The organism is Sphingobium algorifonticola (assembly GCF_004005485.1).
Taxonomy (GTDB): domain Bacteria; phylum Pseudomonadota; class Alphaproteobacteria; order Sphingomonadales; family Sphingomonadaceae; genus Sphingobium; species Sphingobium algorifonticola.
Genome location: NZ_RZUL01000005.1, coordinates 98,829 through 122,461, shown reverse-complemented (window position 1 = coordinate 122,461; position 23,633 = coordinate 98,829). Strand labels below are relative to the sequence as shown.

Here is a 23,633-nt window from a genome sequence, read left to right as displayed (position 1 = left end):
TCATCGACATGGGATGGCAAAAGCAGCCACGCTTGTCATGTCCTTATGATCGGGTGATCCGGCGTCCGCGTGAACTCGGCCCAGATCGGCAGATGGTCCGATGCCTTGCGAGCCGATGCGCTGGCGTGGACACCGCAATCCAGCAGCGTCAGTCGGTCGCAGTACATGATCCTGTCTAGTCGCGCGACCGGACGACGCGCATGGAAACTGCGACCGCAGGGGGCAAAGCGGTAATGACGCGCGAAATCCGCAAGGCAGCCGCGATCGGCACTCCATTCGTTGAGATCGCCCATCAGCACGGTCGGCAGAATCTCCGTTGCGGAAGTCGCTGCGTGAATGATCGTCGTCGCCTGCCGCCGTCGCCACAGTCCCGAAAGGTCAAGGTGCATGCCGAACAGGCGCAGCGGTGTCGCGGGCAAGGCAAGCTGCGCCATGATCGCGCCACGGGGTTCCAGGCATGGCAGATGGACGATATCGTGCGCGTCGATCGGCACATCCTTGCGAACCAGTATCGCGTTGCCATGCCATCCCATGCTGTCGGCCTGCACATCCAGAGGCACCGCCTTGTATACGCTGTGGCTTTCCAGCAAACGGGGCGGCAGTACCGCATGGCGGATACCAAATCGCCGGTCAGCCTCCTGAAGCGCGATGACGTCCGCGTCCATTTCCGACAAGACGTCCAGTATCCGTTCGGGGTTGCGCCTACGGTCGGTGCCGATGGCCTTGCGGATATTGTACGTCGCGACGCGAAAGCTCAGTTTTGCCATGGTACGGCAATGCCCGAAATGGACCCATGTTTCCACCGGCAGGTCATTCCTGCACTGGCGTTCCTTTTATGTTCTGCTATACCGGTAGTGCTTCAACTCTCTCGGAAAGTCCCATGGCAAAGGCTAAGCGCAAGTTCGTATGTCAGCAATGCGGGTCGGTTGCGCCGCGGTGGCAGGGCCAGTGCGAAGACTGCGGTGAATGGAACAGCCTGTATGAAGAGGCAGGCGATACCGTGTTTGCGGCAAAGCATGATTTGCAAAGCGGCGGGCGCGCGCTTCACCTTGTAGGGCTGGACAGCGTTATTGCTCTGCCCCCGCGCGCCAGCACCGGGATAGCGGAGTTCGATCGGGCGCTGGGCGGTGGTCTGGTCGCAGGATCGGCAACCTTAATTGGCGGCGATCCGGGGATCGGCAAATCAACGCTTTTGTTGCAGGCCGCGGCGCGCATGGCAATCCGGGAATTGGCGGTTGCCTATATCAGTGGCGAGGAGGCGGCCGACCAGGTCCGCCTGCGCGCGCGCCGCTTGGGTCTGGGCGATGCGCCAGTGCAGTTGGCGAGCGCCACCTCTGTACGTGATATCCTGACAACCATGAGCGAGGGTGCACCCCCTGCCCTGCTCATCATCGATTCGATCCAGACGATGCACAGCGACCTGATCGAGGGCGCTCCCGGTACGGTCAGCCAGGTGCGTGCCAGCGCGCAGGAGCTGATCCGCTTCGCAAAGCAACATGGCAGCGCCGTGGTGCTCGTCGGCCATGTCACGAAGGACGGCAGTATCGCCGGGCCCCGAGTGCTCGAACATATGGTCGATACGGTGCTCAGCTTCGAGGGAGAGCGCAGCCACCAGTATCGCATTCTCCGCGCGGTCAAGAACCGCTTCGGGGGGACGGACGAAATCGGCGTATTCGCGATGGCGGAGGAAGGTCTGGCGGAAGTCAGCAATCCCTCTGCCCTGTTCCTTACCCACCGCGATGAATCCGTGACTGGTGCCACAGTGTTTCCGGCGCTGGAGGGCACTCGACCTGTGCTGGTGGAGATTCAGGCGCTGACCGTCCGCCTTGCAAGCGGCGCCACGCCACGACGAGCCGTTGTGGGCTGGGACAGCGGGCGGCTGGCCATGTTGCTTGCGGTGCTGGAAGCCCGCTGCGGCCTCAGTTTCTCGACGTGCGAAGTCTATCTGAACGTGGCAGGCGGCTATCGCATATCCGATCCGGCCGCAGACCTTGCCGTGGCCGGCGCGCTGATTTCCGCCCTTTCCGAGCGGCCGGTTCCAAGCGATGCCGTGCTATTCGGCGAAGTCGCGCTATCGGGGGAGATCCGCACGGTAGCCCATGCGCCGATGCGTCTGCGCGAGGCAGCGAAATTGGGTTTCGGGCGCGCCATTGTCCCGGCCAGCGCCGCGGATGGCGCGAAAGGCATTGCCATCAGCGGCTATCGCACTTTGGCACAGTTCGTCGATCATGTGCTTGGCCGCGGCTAACACAAAGCGCGGCCTGGCATGCTCAGTTCGGTGCCTTGCTCGTGTCGACCTTCTCGACCCACTCGGGATAGAAACTCGGTTCCCGGTTTGACCAGCCGTGCGCGGTTGCGGCCGCTTCACTGATCGACTGCAACAACGTCCGTCGTTTCTCCGGGTGAAGATGCGGCAGGCTGGCGGCGGCACAGAATGCCCCCGGCAACCAAGGACGAGCATTCGCGCCGATCAGGCGTTCGTACAGGAAACGATAGGCCGAGAAGCTGGTAAGACGATCCTGACCCAGATCGAACGCGGACACCGTCACAAGTGGCGCCATGAATGGCTCGACCTGATCAAGACCACTGTCGTCCGGCACCATCGACTTGATCTGATCGATGCGATCATAAATGCGGGCCTGGGCGCGAATGCTCGCAGCTTCCACGAGATCGCGCGACCACAGTTCCATGGCATCGCGACGCCGCAACCCAACATCCAGTGAACGCCGAATATAACGCTGTGTTGATGATGGAAAACTGGCAAACTCGCGCATTTCTGCGAGAGCCATTTGCCCGTCTGCGGACTTCCCACTCATACCCATGCTCACGCCTCCAACCCTTTTCGGTCCAGACAGGCAGATCATGCGCCCACTTTGGTTAGCGAAGCATTAAGCGCCCGTTCTACCCGTGTTCATGTCCGAATGCCCGAAGGCACCCGGCATTTTCAAAAGGACCAGATTTCGAGCAAAGGCGCAACAAAATAATTTGTGCGCCGCAGCATATGTCGGTGGTCAGTCGTCTTCACGAAAGCCCGAGGATGGCACAGGCTCGCCATTGTCACCCGGCTGGGTAGGCGACGCGGGGTCGGAACCATCCATGGAGTCTTCCAGACTTTCTTCGAGCGCTTCTTCGGTCGTCAACGGCCGGTCCTGCGCATCGCTGGGGCGCTCCCGGTCGATCGGGGTATCAGCCGCATCATTCATGCTGTGATCGTGTGTGGTCGCGACAGTGGACAGCGATGGATTGGTCATGGCAACTCTCCTGATTATGCTTGAGTAACGGATGGATCGCGCGCCTGTTCCCTTCGGTCGTTCGACGAACACGCCCCTGTTTTCGACGGGCGCCGCACCACAGGCACGACATCATCACGCTTTGGGCCTATGGCGGATCGATGACCGATCTTCATACCGAGGACGACCGTGGCATATCACCGCTGGTGGCCCTCTATTCGATACTGGGTTTCTGGCTGTTCTATGCGCTGCTCGTCAGCTTGCGGGCATTGGTCATGGATTTCGGGGCACAGGATGAGCTCGCCGCACGCCGTGCCATCGTCACCGTTATCGGCATCGTGGCGACATGGGTGCTGTATCTGGTTCTGCGTCAATTCGACGATCGCAAAGTCTCAACGCGCGTCATCATGGCTTTTTCCTTCGCGGCGCCCTTTGCGATCGCCATGGCCGCGGCCAACTTCTACGTCTTCAACCTGTATGATCCGGTCAATCTCTTTGCCGATCAGCGTTATGTGAAGGCCGGCTACGAAGCCTATGTCTCGCAGCCCGATTTCGCGCTCAAGCAGATCGCGGAAGATGCGATCAGCCGCTACTTCTTCCTGTCCGCATGGGCCGGCCTCTATCTCGCCTTGTCCTATGCGAGCGCCGCGGGCCATATCGAGCGCAGGGCAGCGCGCCTGGAGCGGGCCGCACAGCAAGCCGAACTGCGGTCGCTGCGCTATCAGGTCAATCCGCACTTCCTGTTCAACACGCTCAATTCCCTCTCCAGTCTTGTCATGCGCAACCGTGCCGACGAAGCCGAGCAAATGATCCTGTCGCTGTCCAATTTCTATCGCGCAAGCCTGACCGACGATCCACTTGAGGACGTGCCGTTGTCGGAAGAAGTGCAGTTGCAGAAACTCTATCTCGATATCGAAGCGGTGCGGTTTCCCGATCGCCTGCGGACCATCATCGATATTCCGGCGCATGTCATGAACTGCTGCGTCCCAGGGCTGATCCTGCAACCCATCGTCGAAAACGCAATCAAATATGGTGTATCGCGAACGGCCCGCCCGGTGACCATCGCCATTTTCGCGCGCGAGGAGGACGACATGCTCAAGGTGAGCGTGCGCGACGATGGTGACGCCCTGCCCGTCGAACATGACCATGGTAACGGGATAGGGTTGGCCAATGTCCGCGATCGGCTGGCCGCGCGTTTCGGCGCGAACGGCCGGATCAACGCCCGCTCGCTCGAAGGTGGCGGATTTCTCGTTGAGCTGACGTTGCCGATCGTGCGACGTCGCTGCTGAAAATGGGGACGAACTGATGGCGATCCGCACGATGATTGTCGATGATGAACCACTCGCCATCGAGAGATTGCAGATGCTCTGTGCGCGTGAGCCACGCATCGCGCTGGTGGGTACGGCCAGCGACGGCGCCGCGGCACTGCGCATGATCGAGGGGCTGCAACCGGACTTGCTCCTGCTCGACATTGCCATGCCGCTGCTGGACGGTATCGGCGTCGCCCGCGCGGTGGGACAGTCAGGCAGGCGCCCTGCGGTGATTTTCGTGACAGCGTTTGAAGGTTTCGCTGTGGAAGCCTTTGATCTTGCAGCCATCGACTATCTGTTGAAACCAGTCGCGGTCGACCGCCTCGTCCGTGCGATCGACCGCGTCGAAATTGCACTCGAAGCGGCGCGGGGTTCATCCATGCCGGCGCCGACGGGCGAAGCATCGAGCGAAAGCTGGGCGGAGGAGTTCTGGGTACCGCACCGGTCGGAACTGATCCGCGTGGGCACCGATCAGATCGACAGGATCGAGGCGGAACGCGACTATATGCGCCTCCATGTCGGCACGCACAGCTATCTGCTGCATCAGACGATCAGCGCGCTCGAACAGCGGCTCAATCCCGCGCGGTTCATCCGCCTCCATCGATCGCATATTGTGCGCCGTGATCATATCACGCGGCTCAGACATGATGGCAGCGGCGTATGGTTCGCATGCCTGCGACACGGAGAGGACATTCGTATCGGTCGGACTTATCTGGCCAATGCCAAGGCCATTGCCCGGGGCTGAAGCAAATGACACCCGCCTTATGGCAGATCTTAAGAATACATTTCGCATAAGTCAGAGGCAGGCAAGTCGCTCGACCCGCCTGCCCTGTTATGGCCATAACCGTGGCCAAGGCCTGTCATTCAAGCCAAGGCATCCAGTATCAGGCCTTTGGTGGCCGTCTCGTCAGAGGCTGAATTGCCATATGTCTTGGAATCCTTACTGTCCCGGATCTGTTCCAGAAGCGTCAGGAGCGTTTCGAGCGGATCGCTCTCACTGCTCATTCCGACCATGCCTTCCATTTCCGAAGGTGCGCCTGGCATCATCAGATTCTTTAACTGGCCGGCCTGTTCCTGAGTCAGAGTGCCTGCTTCGACTTGTTCGGCAATGAGGGAGTCAATATTGGATTTCACATCGCTGGGGCTTTTGCCGACCGCACCACTGCTCAAACTCTTGTCTATTGAGTCAAGCATGTTGCTTAACGCAGCCTGATCTTCCTTGGTAATCGTACCCGCAGATACGGCTGAAGAAATGCGAGAATCCGCAAAAGCTCTGGGCGTAGAGAAATTACCTGAGATATTTGTCATGATTTACTCCATTTTTAAGGAGGAAAGCCCCCCGGAGCAGAATACACGAATATAGTTAATATTTCACAATCACGCAAATATTACTTTTTATGAGAAGTCATAAATGCGGATTGTTACTTTAGAAAGCAGCCTCAAATGATACCGTGACACCAAATTGTGTCTGCCGTATTTCACAGGCGTTTTCTTGCTTGGCGGTGTAGACATCATGTGTCCTGATGGCAGGCATGGTTTCGAGATGCCCATGACGAAGATTCCGCCCTCCCCGTGGATTGTCATCAAAATGCAATTCTACTGTCACAATGCCGCGATGATCGGTGGGTAGGGCGCATGCACGGTTCGTCGCACCGGGGGATTCGCGGCACCGTCACTGGAGGCTCCATCGTGAAGCATATCGTTCGTCTCGCCGCATCGGCGCTTGCGCTGTCGGTCACGCTGTCGGGCTGTCAGGACAAGGCCGGTGGCGAGTCGGCGGGGCGTGATCAGATCCGCGCCGTGGGATCCTCGACCGTCTATCCTTTTGCGACCGCAGTGGCGGAACAGTTTGTCAACGCCAATCCAGGCATGAAGTCGCCCATTATCGAATCGACCGGGACAGGCGGCGGCATGAAGCTGTTCTGCGCGGGCGTCGGCGCGCAGTTTCCGGACATCGAAAATGCCTCGCGACGGATGAAGAAATCCGAGTTCGACATGTGTGTGAAGAACGGCGTGAAGGACATCATCGAAATACAGGTGGGCGTTGACGGGCTGGCTTTCGCCGAATCGAAGCAGGGACCAGGGCTGAAGCTGACGCCGGAAATCGTCTACAAGGCTCTGGCCGCCACACCCTTTGGCAAGGGCCCGAACACGGCACAAACATGGCAGGATGTCGATGCGTCCTTGCCTGCGATTGCCATTTCGGTGTTTGGCCCACCGTCCACGAGCGGAACCCGGGACTCGCTTGCAGAACTGATCCTGGAAACCGGGTGCCAGAGCGACCCGGCGATGAAGGCGCTGAAGGAACAGGACGAAGACCGGTTCAAAGCCGTTTGCACCCGCGTTCGGGAGGACGGCAAATATGTGGATTCGGGCGAGAACGACAATCTGATCGTGCAGAAGCTGGGTGCCAATCCCAACGCGATCGGTGTGTTCGGCTATAGCTTTCTTGAAGAAAATCTTGATACGCTGAACGACATTCCCCTGAATGGCGTCCCCGCTACATATGAAAATGTGGCCGACGGCACTTATCCCGGTGCGCGCCCGCTCTATCTTTACGTCAAGAAAGCGCACATCGCCGCCGTGCCCGGCCTCAAAACCTATCTGGAAACATTCGCGGCGAGCTGGAATCCCGGCGGGATGCTGGCAAAGCGCGGGATGGTCGCCGCCACTGAACCGGTCCGCTTAAAGAATGCCGAGGTTGTCAAAACACTTGCGGCGCTGAACGGCGCCGAATTGAAATAAGTTCGTGACCGGTCCCGCCGTCCTGCTGCTTCTGTTTGGCCTGGGTGTCGCCGCCTGGGTAAGCGCCCGTGCCCGTGCCACCCGCCTGCAAACTGCCGCCCGCAACACAGGCGCGCGCGGTGCGATGCATAGCCTGCCAAGCTTTCACGGTTGGTATGTGGCATTATGGACATTGCTGCCCGCCCTGGCCTTTCTGGCCATATGGACCAATGTCATGCCTGCCCTCGTTACGGATGCAGTGCTGGCCGATCCGGCTGCGCAGGGCCTGCCTGGTGACGGCTTTGCGCGTGGCGCGATATTGAGCGAGGCCCGCAATATCGCCAATGGTACGCAGGCAGCGGCGTTCAATCCGGCAGCGCAGCCACTTGTCGCCCCTTATCGCGTGAACACAGCCCGCTATGCGGGCGGCGGAGTGGCCCTCGCACTGCTGCTCGCTTTTGCCGGAGGTGCCTATGCCTTCACCCGCATTCGCCCGGATTTTCGTGCCCGTACCCGCGTCGAGCGGTTGGTGATGGGACTGTTGCTGGGGGCGTCGCTCATTGCGATCATCACGACCGTCGGCATTGTCGCATCACTGTTGTGGGAATCGCTTCGCTTCTTCTCGATGGTCAATCCGTTCTCGTTCCTGTTCGGAACAAACTGGTCGCCGCAGTCGGCGGCCATGGGCTACGGCAATGAGAACGCTTTCGGCGCCGTGCCGCTATTCTGGGGCACGATTTTCATCGGCGCTATCATCGCCATGATCGTCGCCATTCCGCTGGGCCTGATGAGTGCCATTTACCTGACGCAATATGCCAGACCATCGACACGCAAATGGATGAAGCCTGTCCTTGAAGTGCTCGCGGGTGTTCCCACCGTGGTTTACGGCTATTTCGCGGCGTTGACGATCGCTCCTGCGTTGCGCGACTTTGCTGTCGCGATCGGGATCAGCGGTGCATCATCCGAAAGCGCGCTGGCCGCCGGCCTGGTCATGGGCGTCATGATCATCCCGTTCGTTTCCTCCATGGCGGATGACAGCATCGCTGCAGTCCCGCAGGCGATGCGCGACGGTTCGCTCGCCATGGGGGCAACCACCAGCGAGACAATCAAGCGCGTTCTGATCCCCGCCGCCTTGCCTGGCGTGGTCGGCGGCGTGCTGCTTGCTGTCAGCAGGGCGATCGGCGAAACGATGATCGTGGTGATGGCGGCGGGTCTTGCTGCCAATCTGACGCTCAATCCCTTTTCCAGCGTGACGACGGTCACCACGCAGATCGTCCAGTTGCTGACGGGCGATCAGGAGTTTGACAGCGCGAAAACGCTTGCGGCTTTTGCGCTGGGACTGGTGCTGTTCATCGTGACGCTGCTGCTCAACATTGTCGCGTTGCGTGTCGTCAAGAAATATCGGGAGGCTTACGAATGACTGCGACGCCTTCCTCCTCCGTTCGCAACCCGACTGATTGGAAGGGCGCGGCAATGCAGAAGCGGATTGCCGGACGCTATGCGGCTGAGCGGCGTTTCAAACTGCTGGGCATGGCTGCTGTGTTGCTATCCGCGGGTTTTCTCGCCTTCCTGCTCATCAGCATGATCGGTAATGGGGCCCGCGGCTTCACGCGAACCGAAATCACCTTGCCGATTGATTTTCGTACCGCGCCAATGGTGGTCGATCCTGCCACGGTCACCGCGCAATCGCTGGTCAGTGCCAATTTGCAGGATGTGACCGCGCAGGCCGCGGTCACCGCGCTTGGCCCGAATGGCGATACCCTGCTCTCGCCCAACGCGTGGCTGACGGTGCGCGACGCAATATTGGACAACCCGCAGATCGTAACCGAACGGGTGGTGATCTCGGTTCCCGCTTCCACCAGTATCGATCTGGCCGCCAAAACGGATGCGAGTGCTGCCGATGAAGCATCTTATGCGCGCCTCCAGCAGTCCGGGATGGTCTCCACGGGCTTCAACAGCGCCTTTCTCTCCGCAAGCGATGCCACCGATCCAACCCAGGTCGGGATATGGGGCGCTTTCAAGGGATCGCTGCTCACGATGATCGTCACCTTGCTGCTGAGTTTTCCGGTAGGGGTGGCAACGGCACTTTATCTTGAGGAATATGCGCCCAAGACCTGGTGGACCGACATTATAGAGGTTTCCATCAATAATCTGGCGGCGGTCCCGTCGATCATCTTTGGCCTGCTTGGGCTGGCGATCTTTCTCAACCTGCTGGCCTTTCCGCGGTCCGCCGCGCTGGTCGGCGGGATGACGCTGGCGCTCATGACCATGCCGGTCATCGTGATAGCGGGACGAAACGCGATCAAGGCTGTGCCGCCATCGATCCGCGATGCGGCGCTGGGTATTGGCGCGTCACCCGTGCAGGTTGTGTTCCACCATGTACTGCCTCTGGCACTGCCGGGCATTCTGACCGGCACCATCATTGGCATGGCCCGTGCGCTGGGCGAAACCGCCCCCTTGCTGATGATCGGCATGCGTGCCTTCATCGCAACGCCGCCCGGCGGCATCACTGACCCGGCCACCGTTCTCCCCGTGCAGATTTTCCTGTGGTCCGATGAAGTCAGCAAGGGCTTCGTTGAAAAGACGTCCGCTGCGATCATCGTGCTGCTTGCCTTCCTGCTCGCCATGAACGGGCTGGCCATCTATCTTCGCAACAAGTTTGAAAAACGCTGGTGATCCATAGATATGCTGACTGACGAACAACAGGCGCTGAAGCCCAATAATGCGAAGATGTCAGCGCGTGACGTCAACGTATTCTATGGAGCCAAACAGGCGATCAAGACGGTCTCGATCGACGTCGATATGGACAATGTAACGGCGTTCATCGGGCCGTCGGGCTGTGGCAAATCGACCTTCCTTCGCACGCTCAATCGCATGAACGACACCGTCGCCAACGCCCGCGTCGAAGGCGATATCACCCTCGACGGCGAGAATATCTATGCTCCCTCGATGGATGTCGTGCAGCTGCGCGCGCGTGTAGGCATGGTGTTTCAGAAGCCCAATCCCTTTCCCAAGTCTATCTACGAGAATATCGCTTACGGCCCGCGTATCCATGGCCTCGCTAGCGCGAAGGCTGACATGGACGTGATCGTCGAAAAGTCGCTCCGGCGCGCCGGATTGTGGGATGAAGTCAAGGACCGGCTGCACGACAGCGGCACGGCGCTTTCAGGAGGGCAGCAGCAACGCCTGTGCATCGGCCGCGCAATCGCCGTGGAACCGGAAGTGATATTGATGGACGAACCCTGTTCGGCGCTCGACCCGATCGCGACGGCAAAGATCGAGGAGTTGATTCACGAACTGCGCGGCCGCTACGCAATCGTGATCGTGACCCACAACATGCAGCAGGCCGCGCGCGTATCGCAGCGCACCGCCTTTTTCCATCTTGGGACGCTGGTCGAATATGGCGTGACGTCGGACATCTTTACCAACCCGAAGGCCGACCGCACGCGCGATTATATTACCGGTCGCTACGGCTGACCGGGGGAGACAGATGATGGTTGAACATACGGTCAAAGCCTTTGACGAGGACATCGACTCGCTGCGTGGGCTGATTGCTGAGATGGGCGGGCGCGCCGAATCAAGCCTGGAAAATGCCATGACCGCGCTGATCCGGCGCGACAAGGAACTGGCGCGGCAGGTCGTCCGCGACGATCCCAAGATCGACGCCTTGGAAGAACAGGTCGAGCGGCTGGTAGTCCAGACCATTGCCTTGCGCGCGCCGATGGCAAACGACCTGCGCGAAGTCGTGGCGGCACTGAAGATCGCTGGCGTCGTCGAGCGGATCGGCGATTATGGCAAGAACATCGCGAAGCGTGTTCCGTTGATCGTCGAAAACCGTAAGCTTGAGCTGATGTCCCTTCTGCCCGCTATGGGGCAGATTGCCGGCGAAATGGTCCATGATGCGCTCAATGCCTTTGCCGCGCGTGACGCCGATCTGGCGCTCGCGGTCATCGAACGGGACAAGGTGGTCGACGATTTCTACAACAGCATTTTCCGGACATTGCTGACCTACATGGTCGAAAATCCGAAGATGATATCGGAAAGCGCGCATCTGCTGTTCGTCGCCAAGAACATCGAACGGATCGGCGATCATGCAACCAATGTGGCCGAGATGGTCTATTATGCCGCGACTGGCCAGTATTTGCCCGATCGCGAGCGCGGCGAAGCCCCTGAAGACGGCGCGGGCAAATAAGGATAGAGACGATGGCACGAGCCAAGATGTTGCTGGTGGAAGATGACGCGGCGCTCGCAGAGCTTCTGATATGGCATTTCAAGCGCGAGGATTTCGACGTCGCGCATACCGTGGATGGCGAGGAAGCCCTCATCATGGCACAGGAAGACACGCCGGACATCGTCCTGCTCGACTGGATGGTCGAAAGCCTGTCGGGCATCGAAGTGTGTAGACGCCTGCGCCGCATGAACGGCACCGCCAATGTTCCGATCATCATGCTGACCGCACGTGGTGAAGAGGAAGATCGCGTCCGCGGGCTGGAGACCGGCGCGGACGATTATGTCACCAAGCCTTTTTCGCCGCGGGAACTGGTCGCGCGCGTCGGCGCCGTTTTGCGCCGGGTGCGCCCTGCCCTGGCAGGCGAAACCCTGGCTTTCGCCGACATCGAGATGGATACGGTCGGGCACAAGGTGCGTCGTGCCGGGCAGACGGTATCGCTCGGCCCCACCGAGTTTCGCCTGCTGAAGCATTTCCTGGAACATCCCGGCTGGGTCTTTTCGCGCGAACGGCTGCTCGACAGCGTATGGGGGCAGGATAGCGACATCGAACTGCGCACCGTCGATGTCCACATTCGCCGTCTGCGCAAGGCCATCAACGGCGACGGGCATCGGGACATCATCCGCACCGTTCGGTCGGCGGGCTATGCGCTGGATACCGACGGGCTCGCCTGACTTCCCGACCTGCGGCGCAGACCTGGACATTCGGCAGGCAGTCTTTCAATCCGGCAGCGGAACGAAATGACCGTTCACGCGTCCCCTTTCCACGCGTTCGGCCGAATGCGGATTTGAGGGGGAAATATGACGGCGCTGCGCGGACTATCCTGGTGGGTCAAAGGCCCGCTGCTGTTCATGCTGCTCGCGTTGGTCCTGCTCGCCGCTCTGGCCGCCTTTCCCTGGGGCATGCTGCGCGAGACGATCGAACAGCGGCTGACGGCGCGGCTGGGGCGCCCCGCAACAATTGCGGTGCTGGAGCGTGCAGACAGTTTCTCGCTTCATCCGACAATCATCGCGCGCGATATCCGTATTCCCCAACCGCAATGGGCAGGCTCGGGCAATCTTGTCGATGCGGAGGAAGCGCGCGTGACGTTCAGCGCGCTGTCGCTGCTGCTACGCGGACGACCGGACATCGAGGCATTCGACGTCAGCGGGATGACCGTCCATCTGATCCGAAACAAGGTTGGCCGGGAAAGCTGGAACGATGGCAAGAAGGACGAAGCGGCGAGCAGCACGCGCGCGCCCCGCTTCAACCGGTTGCGGATCGTGCGAAGTCGCCTGATCTACGAAGACGCCAAGCGTGACCGCAGCATGGACGTGAAAGTCGAGGCTGATGTCCGGCGCGGTCTTGCGATGCGCGGCACCGGCCTGATCAAAGGCCATCCGGTCAAGGTCGCCATAGACGGGGCCGCCGTCGCCGGGGATGCGGCCGATCGCCCATGGCCGTTCCGCGCGGAAATCAGCGGCGACGCCGTCGGTGCCACGTTCAAGGGCACGATGGATCGGCCGCTCGACATTGGCCATCTGACGGCGGAGGCCACCGCCTATGGCCGGGACCTGGCACTGGTGGATGTCATCATCGAGGCGGGCCTGCCGGGAACGCAACCGGTGCGACTGGCGGCGCAGGTACGGCGCGACCGGCCCGACTGGACGATTACCCGACTGCGCGGCACCATCGGCCGGTCGGACATCGCAGGCAATGCCACCATCCGAAAGCGCGATGGGCGAACGCGGATCGACGGCGAAATCCGATCGCGGGCATTTGATTTTGACGATCTGGCAAGCGACGAAGGGCTGGCCCGTGGCCGGGCGGAACGCCGGGAGAGCGGTCCGCGCGTCGTTCCGAATACCGCCATCGATCTCAAAACCGTCTCCAAAACCGACGGCCGTCTCGACCTGCGTGTCGATCGGATTCTATGGCCTGAACCATCCCCCTTTCGCAGCATGCAGACCACCTTGGTGCTCGACCATGGCAAGCTGACACTTGACCCGCTGGTGATCGGCCTGGCGCGAGGAACGCTCGCCGGATTGCTTGTCGTCGATCAGCAGGGAAGTGACGGCATGGCCCCTGCCCCGCTGCTCACGATACGGATGGATATGCGTGACGCGCATCTGGTCGATTTCTTCCCGCATGCCGCGATCGACGGGGCGTTGAGTGCCCGCTTGCGGATCGCCGGCCGCGGCGGCACCGTGCGCGACGCCATCGGTGCTTCCAACGGCCTGATCGCCCTTGTTGCCCGCGATGGTACGATACCGGCCCGGACAGCCTCTTTGCTGGGGCAGGATATCGGGCGCGGCCTGCTGACCGGGAAAAGCGAACAGGCGCAGTTGCGCTGCATCATCGCGCGGCTGGATGTGCAAGGCGGGGTCGCCAGAGCCGATCCGGCGCTGATCGACACCACGCGCGCGCTTACCCGCGCAACCGGTTCTGTGAACCTGAATACAGAGGTCATGGACTTTGCCCTGTCCGGGGTGCCCAAGGGTCGCAGTATTCTGCGCTTTGCGGGGACGGTTCCGGTGCGCGGAACGATGAAAGTACCGCAGATCATCGTACCGAAAGAAACCGCATCGTTCGGCAACGTGATGAAAATGATCGGCCGGGCGATCGCCGGCAAGCAAGGTGCCGTCGCGCAGGATATCGACTGCACCGCGATGCAGGCGCAGGCGATGCGCTGAGAGGGCTGCACGGCATGCAACTGTATTGCCATAGTGATACAGTTGCGCTACACTATGGCCGTAACAGGAGCATGAACCATGTACAGCGAAAGCGACTTGCAGGCAGCGATCGAAGCCGGTGTCCTCGATCCGGCGGCAGCAGATGCCTTGCGCAGCCATGTCGCCGCGCGCCGGGTCAGCCCCTTGGTCGATGAGGAGCATTTCCGCCTGCTCACCGGGTTCAACGATATCTTCGTATCGATCGCGAGTGTCATCCTGCTGGTCGCGGTCGGCTGGCTCGGCCAGAATCTGGACGGCGAGGCGAGGTTCGCGCAGCGGCCGGCCATCTTGGCAGGCGTTCTCGTGGCGGCCATTTCCTGGGGCCTTGCCGAATATTTCACACGGCGTCGGCGCATGGCTTTGCCCAGCATCATCCTGCTGCTCAGCTTCGCAGGCGGGGTGGCAATGTCGCTGATCGGCTTGGTCGCCCGGCTTGTTCCCAATGCCGGAACGCAGATCGGTGCCTTGCTGCTCTCGGCCGTGGCGCTGGCGACTGTGGGCGCAATCTGGCTGCACTGGCGCAGGTTCATGGTGCCTATCGCGGTCGCGGCAGGCGCTGCGGCCGCTGCCGGTGTAGCCATAAGTCTCGTACTGGCCTCCGCGCCAACAATCGACGGTGGCATATTCTGGGTCGTGCTGCTGTGCGGCATCGCCATCTTCGCTTATGCCATGTGGTGGGACGTCAGCGATCGCAGCCGCACGACCCGCCGATCCGACGTTGCCTTCTGGCTGCATCTTGCCGCTGCGCCGATGATCGCACACAGCCTGTTTCATTTGCTCGGCGTACTGGACGGCGCGATCAGCATCGGCACGGCGGCAACCGTCATCGCTCTTTACGTGCTGTTCGGGCTGGTGGCGCTGGCAATTGACCGCCGGGCGTTGCTCGTTTCCAGTCTTGCTTATGTCCTGTGGGCGTTAAGCGCGCTGTTTCGGGAGGCTGGCGCAGTCGAGCTGTCGTTTGCGCTGACGGCGCTTGTCATTGGATCAGCCCTCCTGCTGCTTTCCGCCTTGTGGCACACGGCGCGCAGGCTGGTGGTCGATGGCCTGCCGGAAAATGTGCGGATCAGGATGCCCTATCTGGATCGGGATGCCGTGGCGGTATAACGGCGAAAGGCACATGCTGCCTGCCGCAGTTACTCCTCCACGAGTTTCATCAGCCGCCGCTCGACGGGTGCCAGCACCGGGCCGAGTTCCGCGCCACGCTTCAGCACGGCACCCGCTTCACCGATCAATGCCCACATGCCCTGGCGATTGCGCAACGCCGGGCGCTTTTCGATACGGAACTCGGGACGCTCCGTCGCCCTACGAAAGGCGGAAAACACCGCCGCATCCTTGCCCATGTCGATCGCATAATCGCGCCAATGGCCGGCAGAGACCATGCGCCCGTACAGGTCCATGATCCGCATCAATTCCTGACGGTCGAAGCCGGTCTGCGGAGGCGGCTTGCCCCCCGGAAAGGGGGTGACGTTACCGGGCGAAATGGCCGTGCCGCTCATCAGGCGCAGCCGCGCTCCTGCTCGTCGACGGGATCGGCGGATAGCGCGGATTTCGCCTGCTCCTCGATCAGCGCGGCCAGCCGCTTGCGCAATTGCTCGATTTCGCATTGCATCAGCTCCAGCTTCTGCGTTGCCGGATCGAAGCTGTCGCTGCACGGCGTCCCATAAGGCAGGAAGTCGCGCTGATAGGCGGTGACATCGACCAGCATCTGCCTGGCAGGAATGCCGACCATTGTCGCACCTTCCGGCACGTTCTTCGTCACGACGGCATTAGCCCCGATACGCGCGCGCTGGCCGACCGTCACGGGTCCAAGAACCTGCGCACCCGATCCGATGATGACTCCGTTGCCGATTGTCGGATGCCGCTTGCCCGCGATCCCGTTGGCAGGATCGGTGCCACCCAGAGTGACATTCTGATAGATCGTCACGTCATCACCGATTTCCGCCGTTTCGCCGATGACGGTAAAGCCATGATCGATAAACAGCCGCCGCCCGATCCGGGCGCCCGGATGAATATCGTTCGCCGTGAGAAAGCGGGAGAGATGATTGACGGCGCGCGCAAGGAAAAACAGCTCCATGCGGTACAGCCGATGTGCCACACGATGAAAGGCAAGCGACCACACCCCCGGATAGAGCAGGATTTCCGCACGGGAGCGCGGCGCAGGATCGCGGGACTTGACCGAATCCAGATAGGCGACAAGACGACGGGCCATAACTGTCCTTTGACCTGAACCAATTGTCAGAATAGTGCGTCTCGTTGCTTTATTCCAGATGCCGGTCGTTTTTGCCTACATCGGTCGATAGAGAAACTTCCTTGGCGATGCCGAAAAAGCAAAGCAGGGCAGTAGACAATATGCTGTGCAAGGGGCCTAGATGATCGATTCGATCCTGAATGCCGGGGCGCTGCATGCCGATGCAATCTGGCCTTTCATTCTCGTCGGCTTCTTTGCGCAGATGGTGGATGGCGCGCTCGGCATGGCCTATGGCGTGATATCGAGTACATTGCTTCTCGCACTCGGCGTGCCGCCCGCAGCGGCATCGGCCGGTGTCCATGCCGCCGAAACTTGCACGACGGGCGTTTCAGCGATCAGCCACATCGCGCATCGCAATGTCGACTGGAGCCTGTTCCGGCGGCTGGTAGTACCCGGTGTGATCGGAGGCGTGCTGGGGGCCTATGTCCTTTCCAATATCGACGGCGAAATCATCAAGCCGTTCATCCAGATTTACCTGCTGGGCATTGGTCTTTACCTGGTGTGGCGCTCGACGCACCGGACACTGCCGAACAGCAACCCGAAAGTCGTCGGCCCATTGGGCCTGGTCGGCGGCTTTCTCGATGCGACCGGCGGCGGCGGCTGGGGCCCCGTGGTTACATCCAATCTCCTGATCCAGGGGTCCAGCCCGCGTCATACGATCGGCACGGTCAACAGTGTCGAGTTCATTCTGACGCTCAGCATCTCCATCACCTTCTTCCTCAACATCGGCTGGGAAGCCTTTACGATAGCCACGTCCGGCCTGCTCATCGGTGGCGTTGTTGCGGCGCCGCTGGGTGCCATGCTCGCGCGCCATGTCGCGCCGAAGATACTGATGGTCTCGGTCGGCATCATCCTGACGCTGACATCGGCGTTCGGCATCGCCAAGTGGCTTGGATATATCGGCTAGAGCGATTATATGCCCCCTACATAGTGAGGGAGCAAATAAGATGTCGAGCTACATGCCGACGCTCAAGCAGTTGCAGTATCTCGCCGCGCTGAAGGAACATGGCCATTTCGGCAAGGCGGCCGACGCCTGTTTCGTCACGCAATCCACGCTGTCCGCAGGCATCCGCGAACTCGAATCGCTGATCGGCGTTACCCTGGTCGAGCGGACACGCCGCGTCGTCCGGTTTACGGCCCTGGGCGACCGGATCGTGGAAAAGGCGCATCGCGTATTGCGCGAAGCGGAGGAACTGGCGGGCATAGCGCAAGCGGCGGGCAAGCCGCTGTGTGGCGAATTGCGCATGAGCGTGATCCCGACGATCGCCCCGTTCCTGCTTCCCCAGCTTTTGCCGCGCCTGCGCGCCGACAAGCCGGAGCTCAAACTCTATCTGCGCGAGGAAACCAGCCATGCTGCGGTCGAATCGCTCCGTCACGGTCATGTCGATTGCGTGTTGCTTGCCCTGCCTTATGCGACGGGCGAAGTGGACAGCGAGATATTGTTCGCCGACCGGCTGTTCGTGGCATTCCCCAAGGATGATCCGCGCGATCCTCCCGCGCATATCGACCCGGACATGATCGACGAAGCACGGCTTTTGTTGCTGGAGGATGGCCATTGCCTCAAGGACCATGCACTTTCGGCATGTAACCGGCCCGAATTACGCGCCGAAGCGACGATGATGGGCACGTCGCTGCACACTTTGGTTCAGATGGTCGACAACGGGCTGGGCCTGACCATGCTGCCCGAAATGGCGATCACCGGGGGTATATTGGAGAACACCGATATCGTCGCGCGGCCCCTTCACGCGGACAACGCACAGCGGCAGATCGCGCTGGTCTGGCGCCGCAACAGCCCACGCGAAAAGGAGTTTCGGATGATGGCGGAGATATTGCGCGACGCGGCGAAGGCCCCGAAGCGTATCCGGGGTGCCGTCGCGGGGTAAGATAAAACTGCAATGTGCAGTTGGAACGGTGAGATACGAGCCGCTGGCTCCGATCGGCGGGATAGCGGATCAATTGTGAAACGCGGCCCAAGCGTCGGCTTTCACCACATCCTCCGCCTTTGCTTCGACCCAGCGCTCCCGGCCATCGGCGAAGCTTTCCTTTTTCCAGAACGGCGCGTGGCTTTTCATCCAGTCGATCAGAAAGGCGCAGCTTTCCAGCGCTACGCGGCGATGCGCCGAAGCTGTACCGACAAAGACGATGCGGTCTCCCGGTTCCAATGTTCCGATGCGATGGACGATGCGGATGCCAAGCAGCGGCCAGCGTGATGCTGCCTCTGCGGCGATGCGCGTCACCTGTGCCTCAGTCATGGCAGGATAGTGATCGAGGCGCAGCGTCGTCAGCCCATCTCCGCCGCGCACCAGCCCGGTAAAACTTGCAACGGCACCACCACCGAGACGTTCCAGCGCCGCCAGTTCCTCCGCCGGATCGAAATCCTCCGGGCCAACGCGGCTATGAATCGTCATCCGCCTGTGACCGGCGGAAATATGGCCAATTCCCGCGCTGAACCGATGACGGCATCAAAGGCCACGAAATGCTGATCGAGTGCAGCGCGCAGACGTTCAATATCCCCTAGCGCCTCTGCGTAGCCGCCGCCACGCCCGGCAAGCGCCCCCACCAGGTCGGCAACGGTCACCGCGGGATCGACAGCGTCGATACGCTCACCGTCCCTGCCGATCGCTTCCCGCACCCAGGCGAAATACAGGATGTCGAGCGCCGCCATACCGTTCTCAATCCATATGCTTCAGGCCGACGCGCAGATAATCCCAGCCGGTGATGGCCGTCAGTATCGCCGCCGCCCAGAGCGTCGCCAGTCCGGTCCACTGGATGAAGGCAAATTGCGGCAGGGCACCAGCGAGAATCAGCGCGCCGAAACAGATGAGCTGGAACGTCGTTTTCCACTTCGCCAGTTGCGACACTGGTACCGACACCTGCAAACCGGCCAGAAACTCACGCAAGCCCGATACCGCGATTTCACGCAGCAATATGGTGAGCGCCGCAATAATATGGATACCGGCAATGTCGCGGGTCGCCGCCAGCATCAGGATGACGGCGGCAATCATGATCTTGTCGGCGATCGGATCCAGGAAGATGCCGAGTTTGGACACAGCACCGTTGGCGCGCGCAAGATAGCCATCGAAATAATCGGTGATGCCCATCAGGCAATAGAGCACGAAGGCAAAGCCATAGCCGGTGCGCCATTGCGGCCACCACAGCAGCCCGACCAGCAACGGCACGGCCAGGATACGCGAGAGCGTCAGCAGATTTGGCAGCGTCAGCATATCGCTCGCCTGCCACAGCGCGGGGGCGGTTACAAGCGGCCCATTGGATGCCAACGTGCATGCCAACGCCCAACATTGGCCTGTCACATAACTGGAACATGGCCAGTGGAATAAGGTGTTGTTGGACAGGCCGCGTCACAACGGCTAGACCCCGGCGCCACAAGCGCAACAGCGAGAAGATGTCGCCTCCATGCAAGCCTCGGTCAGGCTCCTTACCAAGCGGCGTTTTCTGCCGCTCTTCGTCACGCAGCTTCTGGGCGCCTTCAACGACAATCTGTTCAAGAACGCGATGGTCCTGTTCGTGGTCTATTCGGTCTATAATGACGCGCGTGCCGAAACCTGGTTCAGCGCCATTGCGACCGGCGTGTTCATCCTGCCCTTTTTTCTGCTCTCCGCCCTGTCGGGGCAACTGGCCGATCAGCGGGACAAGGCACGTATTATCCGCTTTGTGAAGGCAGCAGAAATCGTCATCATGAGTGTGGGAGCGGTCGGGCTGGCGATGGCTTGGATGGGCGTCGCCATTCATGTCGTCGCGATCCCGCTGATGCTGTTGGCCCTCTTTGCAATGGGCATCCACTCGACATTTTTCGGCCCGATCAAATATGCGATTCTGCCGCAACATCTGCGCGAGGAGGAAGTGCTGGGCGGCACCGGCCTGGTCGAAGCAGGCACCTATATCGCGATCCTGGCAGGCACGATTCTGGCCGGGCTGATTGCCGTTGAAGTTGCGGCGGGAGTGGTGATTGGCACGGCGATCATCGGCTATCTGGCCGGGCGACAGGTTCCGACGGCCCCACCGCTAGGCCAGTGCGATCCTCTTGACTATCATTTCATCCGTGCGTCGATCACGCTCGTCAGGGGCACGATGCATGTGCCGCGGCTCTATCTCGCCATCGTATCGATCAGCTTTTTCTGGACGATCGGTGCTGTCTTGTTCATCCAGTTTCCGCCGCTCGTCAAAAATGTACTGACGGCCGACAAGGCCGTCGCCAGCCTCTTTCTGGCGATATTCTCGATCGGTATCGCCATCGGATCAGTGGCCATCAACCGGCTGCTGCAAGGATCGGTTTCGGCGAAATATGCGCCTGCCTCGGTCATCGGCATGGGGCTGTTCCTGCTGGGTTTCCATTTCGTCTGCGCGAATTGGCAGGGTGCGGCAAACGGCCAGTTGCTCTCGCTATCGGATTTCCTGGGCCATCCCCACGCATTGGGCATCACCGGCACCCTGTTGGGCGTGGCGACCTTCGGCGGCATGTTCGTTGTGCCGCTATACGCCTTCCTCACGACAACCGTCGAAAAATGCGAGGCGGCGCGCACGATTGCAGCCAACAATATCGTCAATTCTGGTGCGATGGTGGTCGGCTCGCTGATCGCCATCGGCCTGACGATCCTCGGCATGACGCCGGTCAACCAGTTGATCCTCGTCGCCGCCATGTGCCCGATATCGGCATGGCTTGCCTCGCGACTGCACAAGGCATGCAACGACGGCGAGTGCGGTCCGACGATTACGTCCTGACCGGCGTTACGCGATAAAGCTGTAGAAGGCGGTAAAGAAGGCCGCAAAACTCAGGCCAAAAAGCTTCCAGTCGCTTTCGTCACCCTTCACCGGCGGATCATGACGCGGCATCACCAATACATGCGGCGGCAGACTGCGGCGGAAAGGATGCCCGGCAGATTCGGTGCGAAGGACAAGGGCGCGACGTTTTCTCATGACACGCAGTTAACGCATTGTTTACCAATCAGGCTATCGGCAAAGAGAGTTAACGCGCGGCCGTGCCGCGATGGGACAGCTTGTCATGCCGGTAACGTGCCGGTCGCAGGCGGAAAACCGCAGTCCTTGATGCAGGATTATGGTTTTGTGCCGACCGGTCTGCTATCCTGCCGTCAAGGGGACCAGCCTGTGGCGCTGTAAATCCCGCCCTTCCCGCGATCGTCTGCCCTCAGGCGCCACATTGTTTCACAACCCGAACGTCATGTTGTTCCTCCCACTGAAAGTCCCCCGATGCGCCTGCACATCAAAGCAGACCTGAATTATCGTTTCGCGGAGCCGACTGACGTATTGCTCGCCATAGAGGCTGCGGCGCAGCCGGATCAGATTCTGGTCGAGGATCGTCTGATCGTAACCGGCGCCGGACCGCTCTCGACCATCCCGGGGGGTAGCCGCGTCGGCCGCAGGACATGGACGCGAACCGGAACCGGGGATTTCAATGCCCACTATACCGCAACAGTCGATGTCGAGCGGGCGCCCTCCACGGTACTGGGGCTGCCCGCTTCGCCGCTGCCCGCCATTCCGTCGGAAGTGGTCCCGTTCCTCTGGCCAAGCCGCTATTGTGAAGCCGACAGGCTCAACAGCTTCGCACATCAGGAGTTCGACGGGCTGGACGGCGGCGATTTCGTCCACGCGGCGGTGGAATGGGTGCGGCAGCATATCCGCTATGTCGCGGGCAGTTCGGACGGGACGACGACGGCCGCCGACACATTCCTGTCCCGTCAGGGCGTCTGCCGCGATTTCGCGCATCTGACGGCGGCGATCGTACGGGCGCATGACATTCCCGCACGGGTCGTATCGGTCTATGCTTGGCGGCTCGATCCGCCGGATTTCCATGCGGTCGTCGAAGTATGGCTGGACGATGCATGGCACATCGTGGATGCAACGGGGCTGGCGCCGATACCCGGCATGGTGCGCATGGCCGTGGGTCGGGATGCGACCGATGTCGCGTTCATGACGACATTCGGCGCGGCGGAATTGATATCGCAGGACGTGAAGGTCACGCGGATCGACAGTTGAACTGTCGCCCGGTTAGGGCTGCGTCGCCAGCAAATAGGTCTGCCGCAATGTATCGATGGGTTTCAGCCCGTCGACGGTGTCATGGTGCCAGAAGGTCCAGCCGTTGCAGGATGGCGCGCCTTGCACCATCGCGCCCAGCTTGTGGATTGATCCGCTGTCCGCGCCCATGCTGAGCGATCCGTCCGCCCGCACCACGGCATGCCAGCGCCGTTTGGCATCGCTCAGCACCGCGCCCGGCGTCAGATAGCCGGTCTCGATCAGGGTACCGAATGCGACCTTGGGTGCCTGGCGCGCGGATTGCATGATGGCGAGCGCGGATTCATCGAGCGGCAGCGCCTCCGCTATCCGTTGCAGGGCGACTTCGCTGTAGCTGTCCTCCCGCTCGATGCCGATCCATTGGCGGCCAAGACGTTTTGCGACAGCACCCGTGGTTCCAGTACCGAAAAACGGATCGAGCACGATGTCGCCCGGCTTCGTGCAGGCAAGCAGAACGCGGTAGAGCAGTGCCTCGGGTTTCTGGGTCGGATGCGCCTTCGTTCCGTTGCGCTTCAACCGCTCCTGCCCGCCGCAGATCGGCAATACCCAGTCGGATCGCATCTGCAACTCGTCATTCAGCGTTTTCATCGCCTTATAGTTGAATGTATACCGCGCGTCCTCGCCCTGGCTCGCCCAGATGAGCGTTTCGTGGGCGTTGGTAAAGCGCGTGCCCTTGAAATTGGGCATCGGGTTCGCCTTGCGCCAGATGATGTCGTTGAGGATCCAGAAGCCCTGATCCTGCAACGTCGCGCCGACGCGGAAGATATTATGATAGCTGCCGATCACCCAGATGGTGCCGTCCGGCTTCAATATGCGGCGCGCCTGCGCCAGCCAAAGCGCAGTGAACCGGTCATAGGCGGCCAGCGTATCGAACTTGTCCCAGTCATTGTCGACGGCGTCGACCCGGCCGCCTTCGGGCCGGAACAGGTCGCCGCCAAGCTGAAGATTATAGGGTGGATCGGCAAAGATCATGTCGATGCAGGCATCCGGCAGCTTCGCCATTTCGGCGATGCAGTCGCCACGGATCAGGCGATCAGCGGCGACCGGCGCAACGGATATCGCCGCCTTTTTCGGTCGCGTTGTAACGCGCTCCATTACGCCCATCGGATAGTGCCCCCAGTCGTTAGGAGACGG

At 60.9% G+C, this 23,633-nt stretch carries 26 protein-coding genes; 15 read left to right on the top strand and 11 right to left on the bottom strand.

The genetic code is table 11. The features are described from left to right. Window positions 1-35: 35 nt before the first annotated feature. A complete protein-coding gene (locus ENE74_RS14055) occupies window positions 36-767 on the bottom strand; it encodes an endonuclease/exonuclease/phosphatase family protein (protein ID WP_127691564.1) in 732 nt (243 codons plus the stop codon). Between the two features lie 113 nt (window positions 768-880). On the opposite strand from ENE74_RS14055, the gene radA reads away from it, so the two are divergent. Further along, window positions 881-2,248, top strand: a complete 1,368-nt coding sequence (gene radA / locus ENE74_RS14050; RefSeq protein ID WP_127691563.1) for a DNA repair protein RadA — start codon at window positions 881-883, stop codon at window positions 2,246-2,248. A gap of 22 nt (window positions 2,249-2,270) precedes the next feature. Here radA and ENE74_RS14045 read toward each other — a convergent pair whose 3' ends face one another. Then, window positions 2,271-2,822: a hypothetical protein gene (locus ENE74_RS14045; protein WP_127691625.1), complete on the bottom strand. Its 552-nt coding sequence runs from the start codon at window positions 2,820-2,822 to the stop codon at window positions 2,271-2,273. 189 nt (window positions 2,823-3,011) lie between these two features. Beyond that, entirely contained in the window at window positions 3,012-3,251 is a 240-nt protein-coding gene (locus tag ENE74_RS14040) for a hypothetical protein (protein WP_241242009.1), read from the bottom strand. A gap of 140 nt (window positions 3,252-3,391) precedes the next feature. Between ENE74_RS14040 and ENE74_RS14035 the strand changes: the two genes are divergently transcribed. Continuing rightward, a complete protein-coding gene (locus ENE74_RS14035) occupies window positions 3,392-4,519 on the top strand; it encodes a sensor histidine kinase (protein WP_127691562.1) in 1,128 nt (375 codons plus the stop codon). Between the two features lie 16 nt (window positions 4,520-4,535). Beyond that, window positions 4,536-5,285 (top strand): LytR/AlgR family response regulator transcription factor, encoded by a 750-nt coding sequence (locus tag ENE74_RS14030; protein ID WP_127691561.1) that lies wholly within the window; start codon window positions 4,536-4,538, stop codon window positions 5,283-5,285. Window positions 5,286-5,404: 119 nt separating this feature from the next. Here the strand turns inward: ENE74_RS14030 and ENE74_RS14025 are convergent, their stop codons facing one another. After that, window positions 5,405-5,848, bottom strand: a complete 444-nt coding sequence (locus tag ENE74_RS14025) for a hypothetical protein (protein ID WP_127691560.1) — start codon at window positions 5,846-5,848, stop codon at window positions 5,405-5,407. Window positions 5,849-6,229: 381 nt separating this feature from the next. On the opposite strand from ENE74_RS14025, the gene ENE74_RS14020 reads away from it, so the two are divergent. From ENE74_RS14020 to ENE74_RS13985, 8 genes are all read left to right on the top strand, one after another. After that, on the top strand, window positions 6,230-7,285 hold the full coding sequence (locus ENE74_RS14020) for a substrate-binding domain-containing protein (RefSeq protein WP_241242008.1): 1,056 nt from the start codon (window positions 6,230-6,232) through the stop codon (window positions 7,283-7,285). Window positions 7,286-7,289: 4 nt separating this feature from the next. Continuing rightward, on the top strand, window positions 7,290-8,684 hold the full coding sequence (pstC, locus tag ENE74_RS14015) for a phosphate ABC transporter permease subunit PstC (protein WP_127691558.1): 1,395 nt from the start codon (window positions 7,290-7,292) through the stop codon (window positions 8,682-8,684). Continuing rightward, complete coding sequence (gene pstA / locus ENE74_RS14010; protein ID WP_241242007.1) at window positions 8,681-9,940, top strand: phosphate ABC transporter permease PstA; 1,260 nt, start codon at window positions 8,681-8,683, stop codon at window positions 9,938-9,940. Before pstC ends, pstA begins: the two co-directional genes overlap by 4 nt. A gap of 9 nt (window positions 9,941-9,949) precedes the next feature. After that, window positions 9,950-10,741 (top strand): phosphate ABC transporter ATP-binding protein PstB, encoded by a 792-nt coding sequence (pstB, locus tag ENE74_RS14005; protein ID WP_127691557.1) that lies wholly within the window; start codon window positions 9,950-9,952, stop codon window positions 10,739-10,741. 16 nt (window positions 10,742-10,757) lie between these two features. Beyond that, window positions 10,758-11,456, top strand: coding sequence for a phosphate signaling complex protein PhoU (gene phoU / locus ENE74_RS14000; RefSeq protein WP_127691622.1), 699 nt, complete (start codon window positions 10,758-10,760; stop codon window positions 11,454-11,456). Window positions 11,457-11,467: 11 nt separating this feature from the next. Then, a complete protein-coding gene (gene phoB / locus ENE74_RS13995; RefSeq protein ID WP_127691556.1) occupies window positions 11,468-12,166 on the top strand; it encodes a phosphate regulon transcriptional regulator PhoB in 699 nt (232 codons plus the stop codon). A gap of 126 nt (window positions 12,167-12,292) precedes the next feature. Then, complete coding sequence (locus tag ENE74_RS13990; protein WP_127691555.1) at window positions 12,293-14,164, top strand: AsmA family protein; 1,872 nt, start codon at window positions 12,293-12,295, stop codon at window positions 14,162-14,164. 78 nt (window positions 14,165-14,242) lie between these two features. Beyond that, window positions 14,243-15,307, top strand: a complete 1,065-nt coding sequence (locus ENE74_RS13985; protein WP_127691554.1) for a hypothetical protein — start codon at window positions 14,243-14,245, stop codon at window positions 15,305-15,307. Between the two features lie 29 nt (window positions 15,308-15,336). Here ENE74_RS13985 and ENE74_RS13980 read toward each other — a convergent pair whose 3' ends face one another. Then, entirely contained in the window at window positions 15,337-15,699 is a 363-nt protein-coding gene (locus ENE74_RS13980) for a DUF2794 domain-containing protein (RefSeq protein WP_127691553.1), read from the bottom strand. After that, the gene (gene epsC, locus ENE74_RS13975) at window positions 15,699-16,412 is read right to left on the bottom strand and encodes a serine O-acetyltransferase EpsC (RefSeq protein WP_127691552.1); all 714 of its coding nucleotides are present in this window, start codon (window positions 16,410-16,412) and stop codon (window positions 15,699-15,701) included. The genes ENE74_RS13980 and epsC overlap by 1 nt, the downstream gene beginning before the upstream one ends. Before the next feature lie 160 nt (window positions 16,413-16,572). Between epsC and ENE74_RS13970 the strand changes: the two genes are divergently transcribed. Then, a complete protein-coding gene (locus tag ENE74_RS13970) occupies window positions 16,573-17,358 on the top strand; it encodes a sulfite exporter TauE/SafE family protein (protein ID WP_127691551.1) in 786 nt (261 codons plus the stop codon). A gap of 40 nt (window positions 17,359-17,398) precedes the next feature. Then, on the top strand, window positions 17,399-18,334 hold the full coding sequence (locus ENE74_RS13965; RefSeq protein ID WP_127691550.1) for a hydrogen peroxide-inducible genes activator: 936 nt from the start codon (window positions 17,399-17,401) through the stop codon (window positions 18,332-18,334). A 69-nt stretch (window positions 18,335-18,403) separates the two neighbouring features. Here ENE74_RS13965 and ENE74_RS13960 read toward each other — a convergent pair whose 3' ends face one another. From ENE74_RS13960 to pgsA, 3 genes are read right to left on the bottom strand one after another with little or no spacing between them, the layout of a single operon-like run. Then, window positions 18,404-18,859, bottom strand: a complete 456-nt coding sequence (locus ENE74_RS13960) for a molybdenum cofactor biosynthesis protein MoaE (protein WP_127691549.1) — start codon at window positions 18,857-18,859, stop codon at window positions 18,404-18,406. After that, on the bottom strand, window positions 18,856-19,116 hold the full coding sequence (locus tag ENE74_RS13955; protein WP_127691548.1) for a MoaD/ThiS family protein: 261 nt from the start codon (window positions 19,114-19,116) through the stop codon (window positions 18,856-18,858). The genes ENE74_RS13960 and ENE74_RS13955 overlap by 4 nt, the downstream gene beginning before the upstream one ends. A gap of 7 nt (window positions 19,117-19,123) precedes the next feature. Then, entirely contained in the window at window positions 19,124-19,675 is a 552-nt protein-coding gene (pgsA, locus tag ENE74_RS13950; protein ID WP_127691547.1) for a CDP-diacylglycerol--glycerol-3-phosphate 3-phosphatidyltransferase, read from the bottom strand. Window positions 19,676-19,865: 190 nt separating this feature from the next. Here pgsA and ENE74_RS13945 point away from each other — a divergent pair, with 190 nt between their 5' ends. Further along, window positions 19,866-21,191 (top strand): MFS transporter, encoded by a 1,326-nt coding sequence (locus tag ENE74_RS13945; RefSeq protein WP_127691546.1) that lies wholly within the window; start codon window positions 19,866-19,868, stop codon window positions 21,189-21,191. Window positions 21,192-21,197: 6 nt separating this feature from the next. On the opposite strand, the gene ENE74_RS13940 is transcribed toward ENE74_RS13945, so the two are convergent. Next, on the bottom strand, window positions 21,198-21,386 hold the full coding sequence (locus ENE74_RS13940) for a hypothetical protein (protein ID WP_127691545.1): 189 nt from the start codon (window positions 21,384-21,386) through the stop codon (window positions 21,198-21,200). Between the two features lie 291 nt (window positions 21,387-21,677). Here ENE74_RS13940 and ENE74_RS13935 point away from each other — a divergent pair, with 291 nt between their 5' ends. After that, entirely contained in the window at window positions 21,678-22,463 is a 786-nt protein-coding gene (locus tag ENE74_RS13935; protein ID WP_127691544.1) for a transglutaminase-like domain-containing protein, read from the top strand. Between the two features lie 12 nt (window positions 22,464-22,475). Here ENE74_RS13935 and ENE74_RS13930 read toward each other — a convergent pair whose 3' ends face one another. Beyond that, window positions 22,476-23,603 (bottom strand): site-specific DNA-methyltransferase, encoded by a 1,128-nt coding sequence (locus ENE74_RS13930; RefSeq protein ID WP_127691543.1) that lies wholly within the window; start codon window positions 23,601-23,603, stop codon window positions 22,476-22,478. Window positions 23,604-23,633 lie beyond the last annotated feature (30 nt).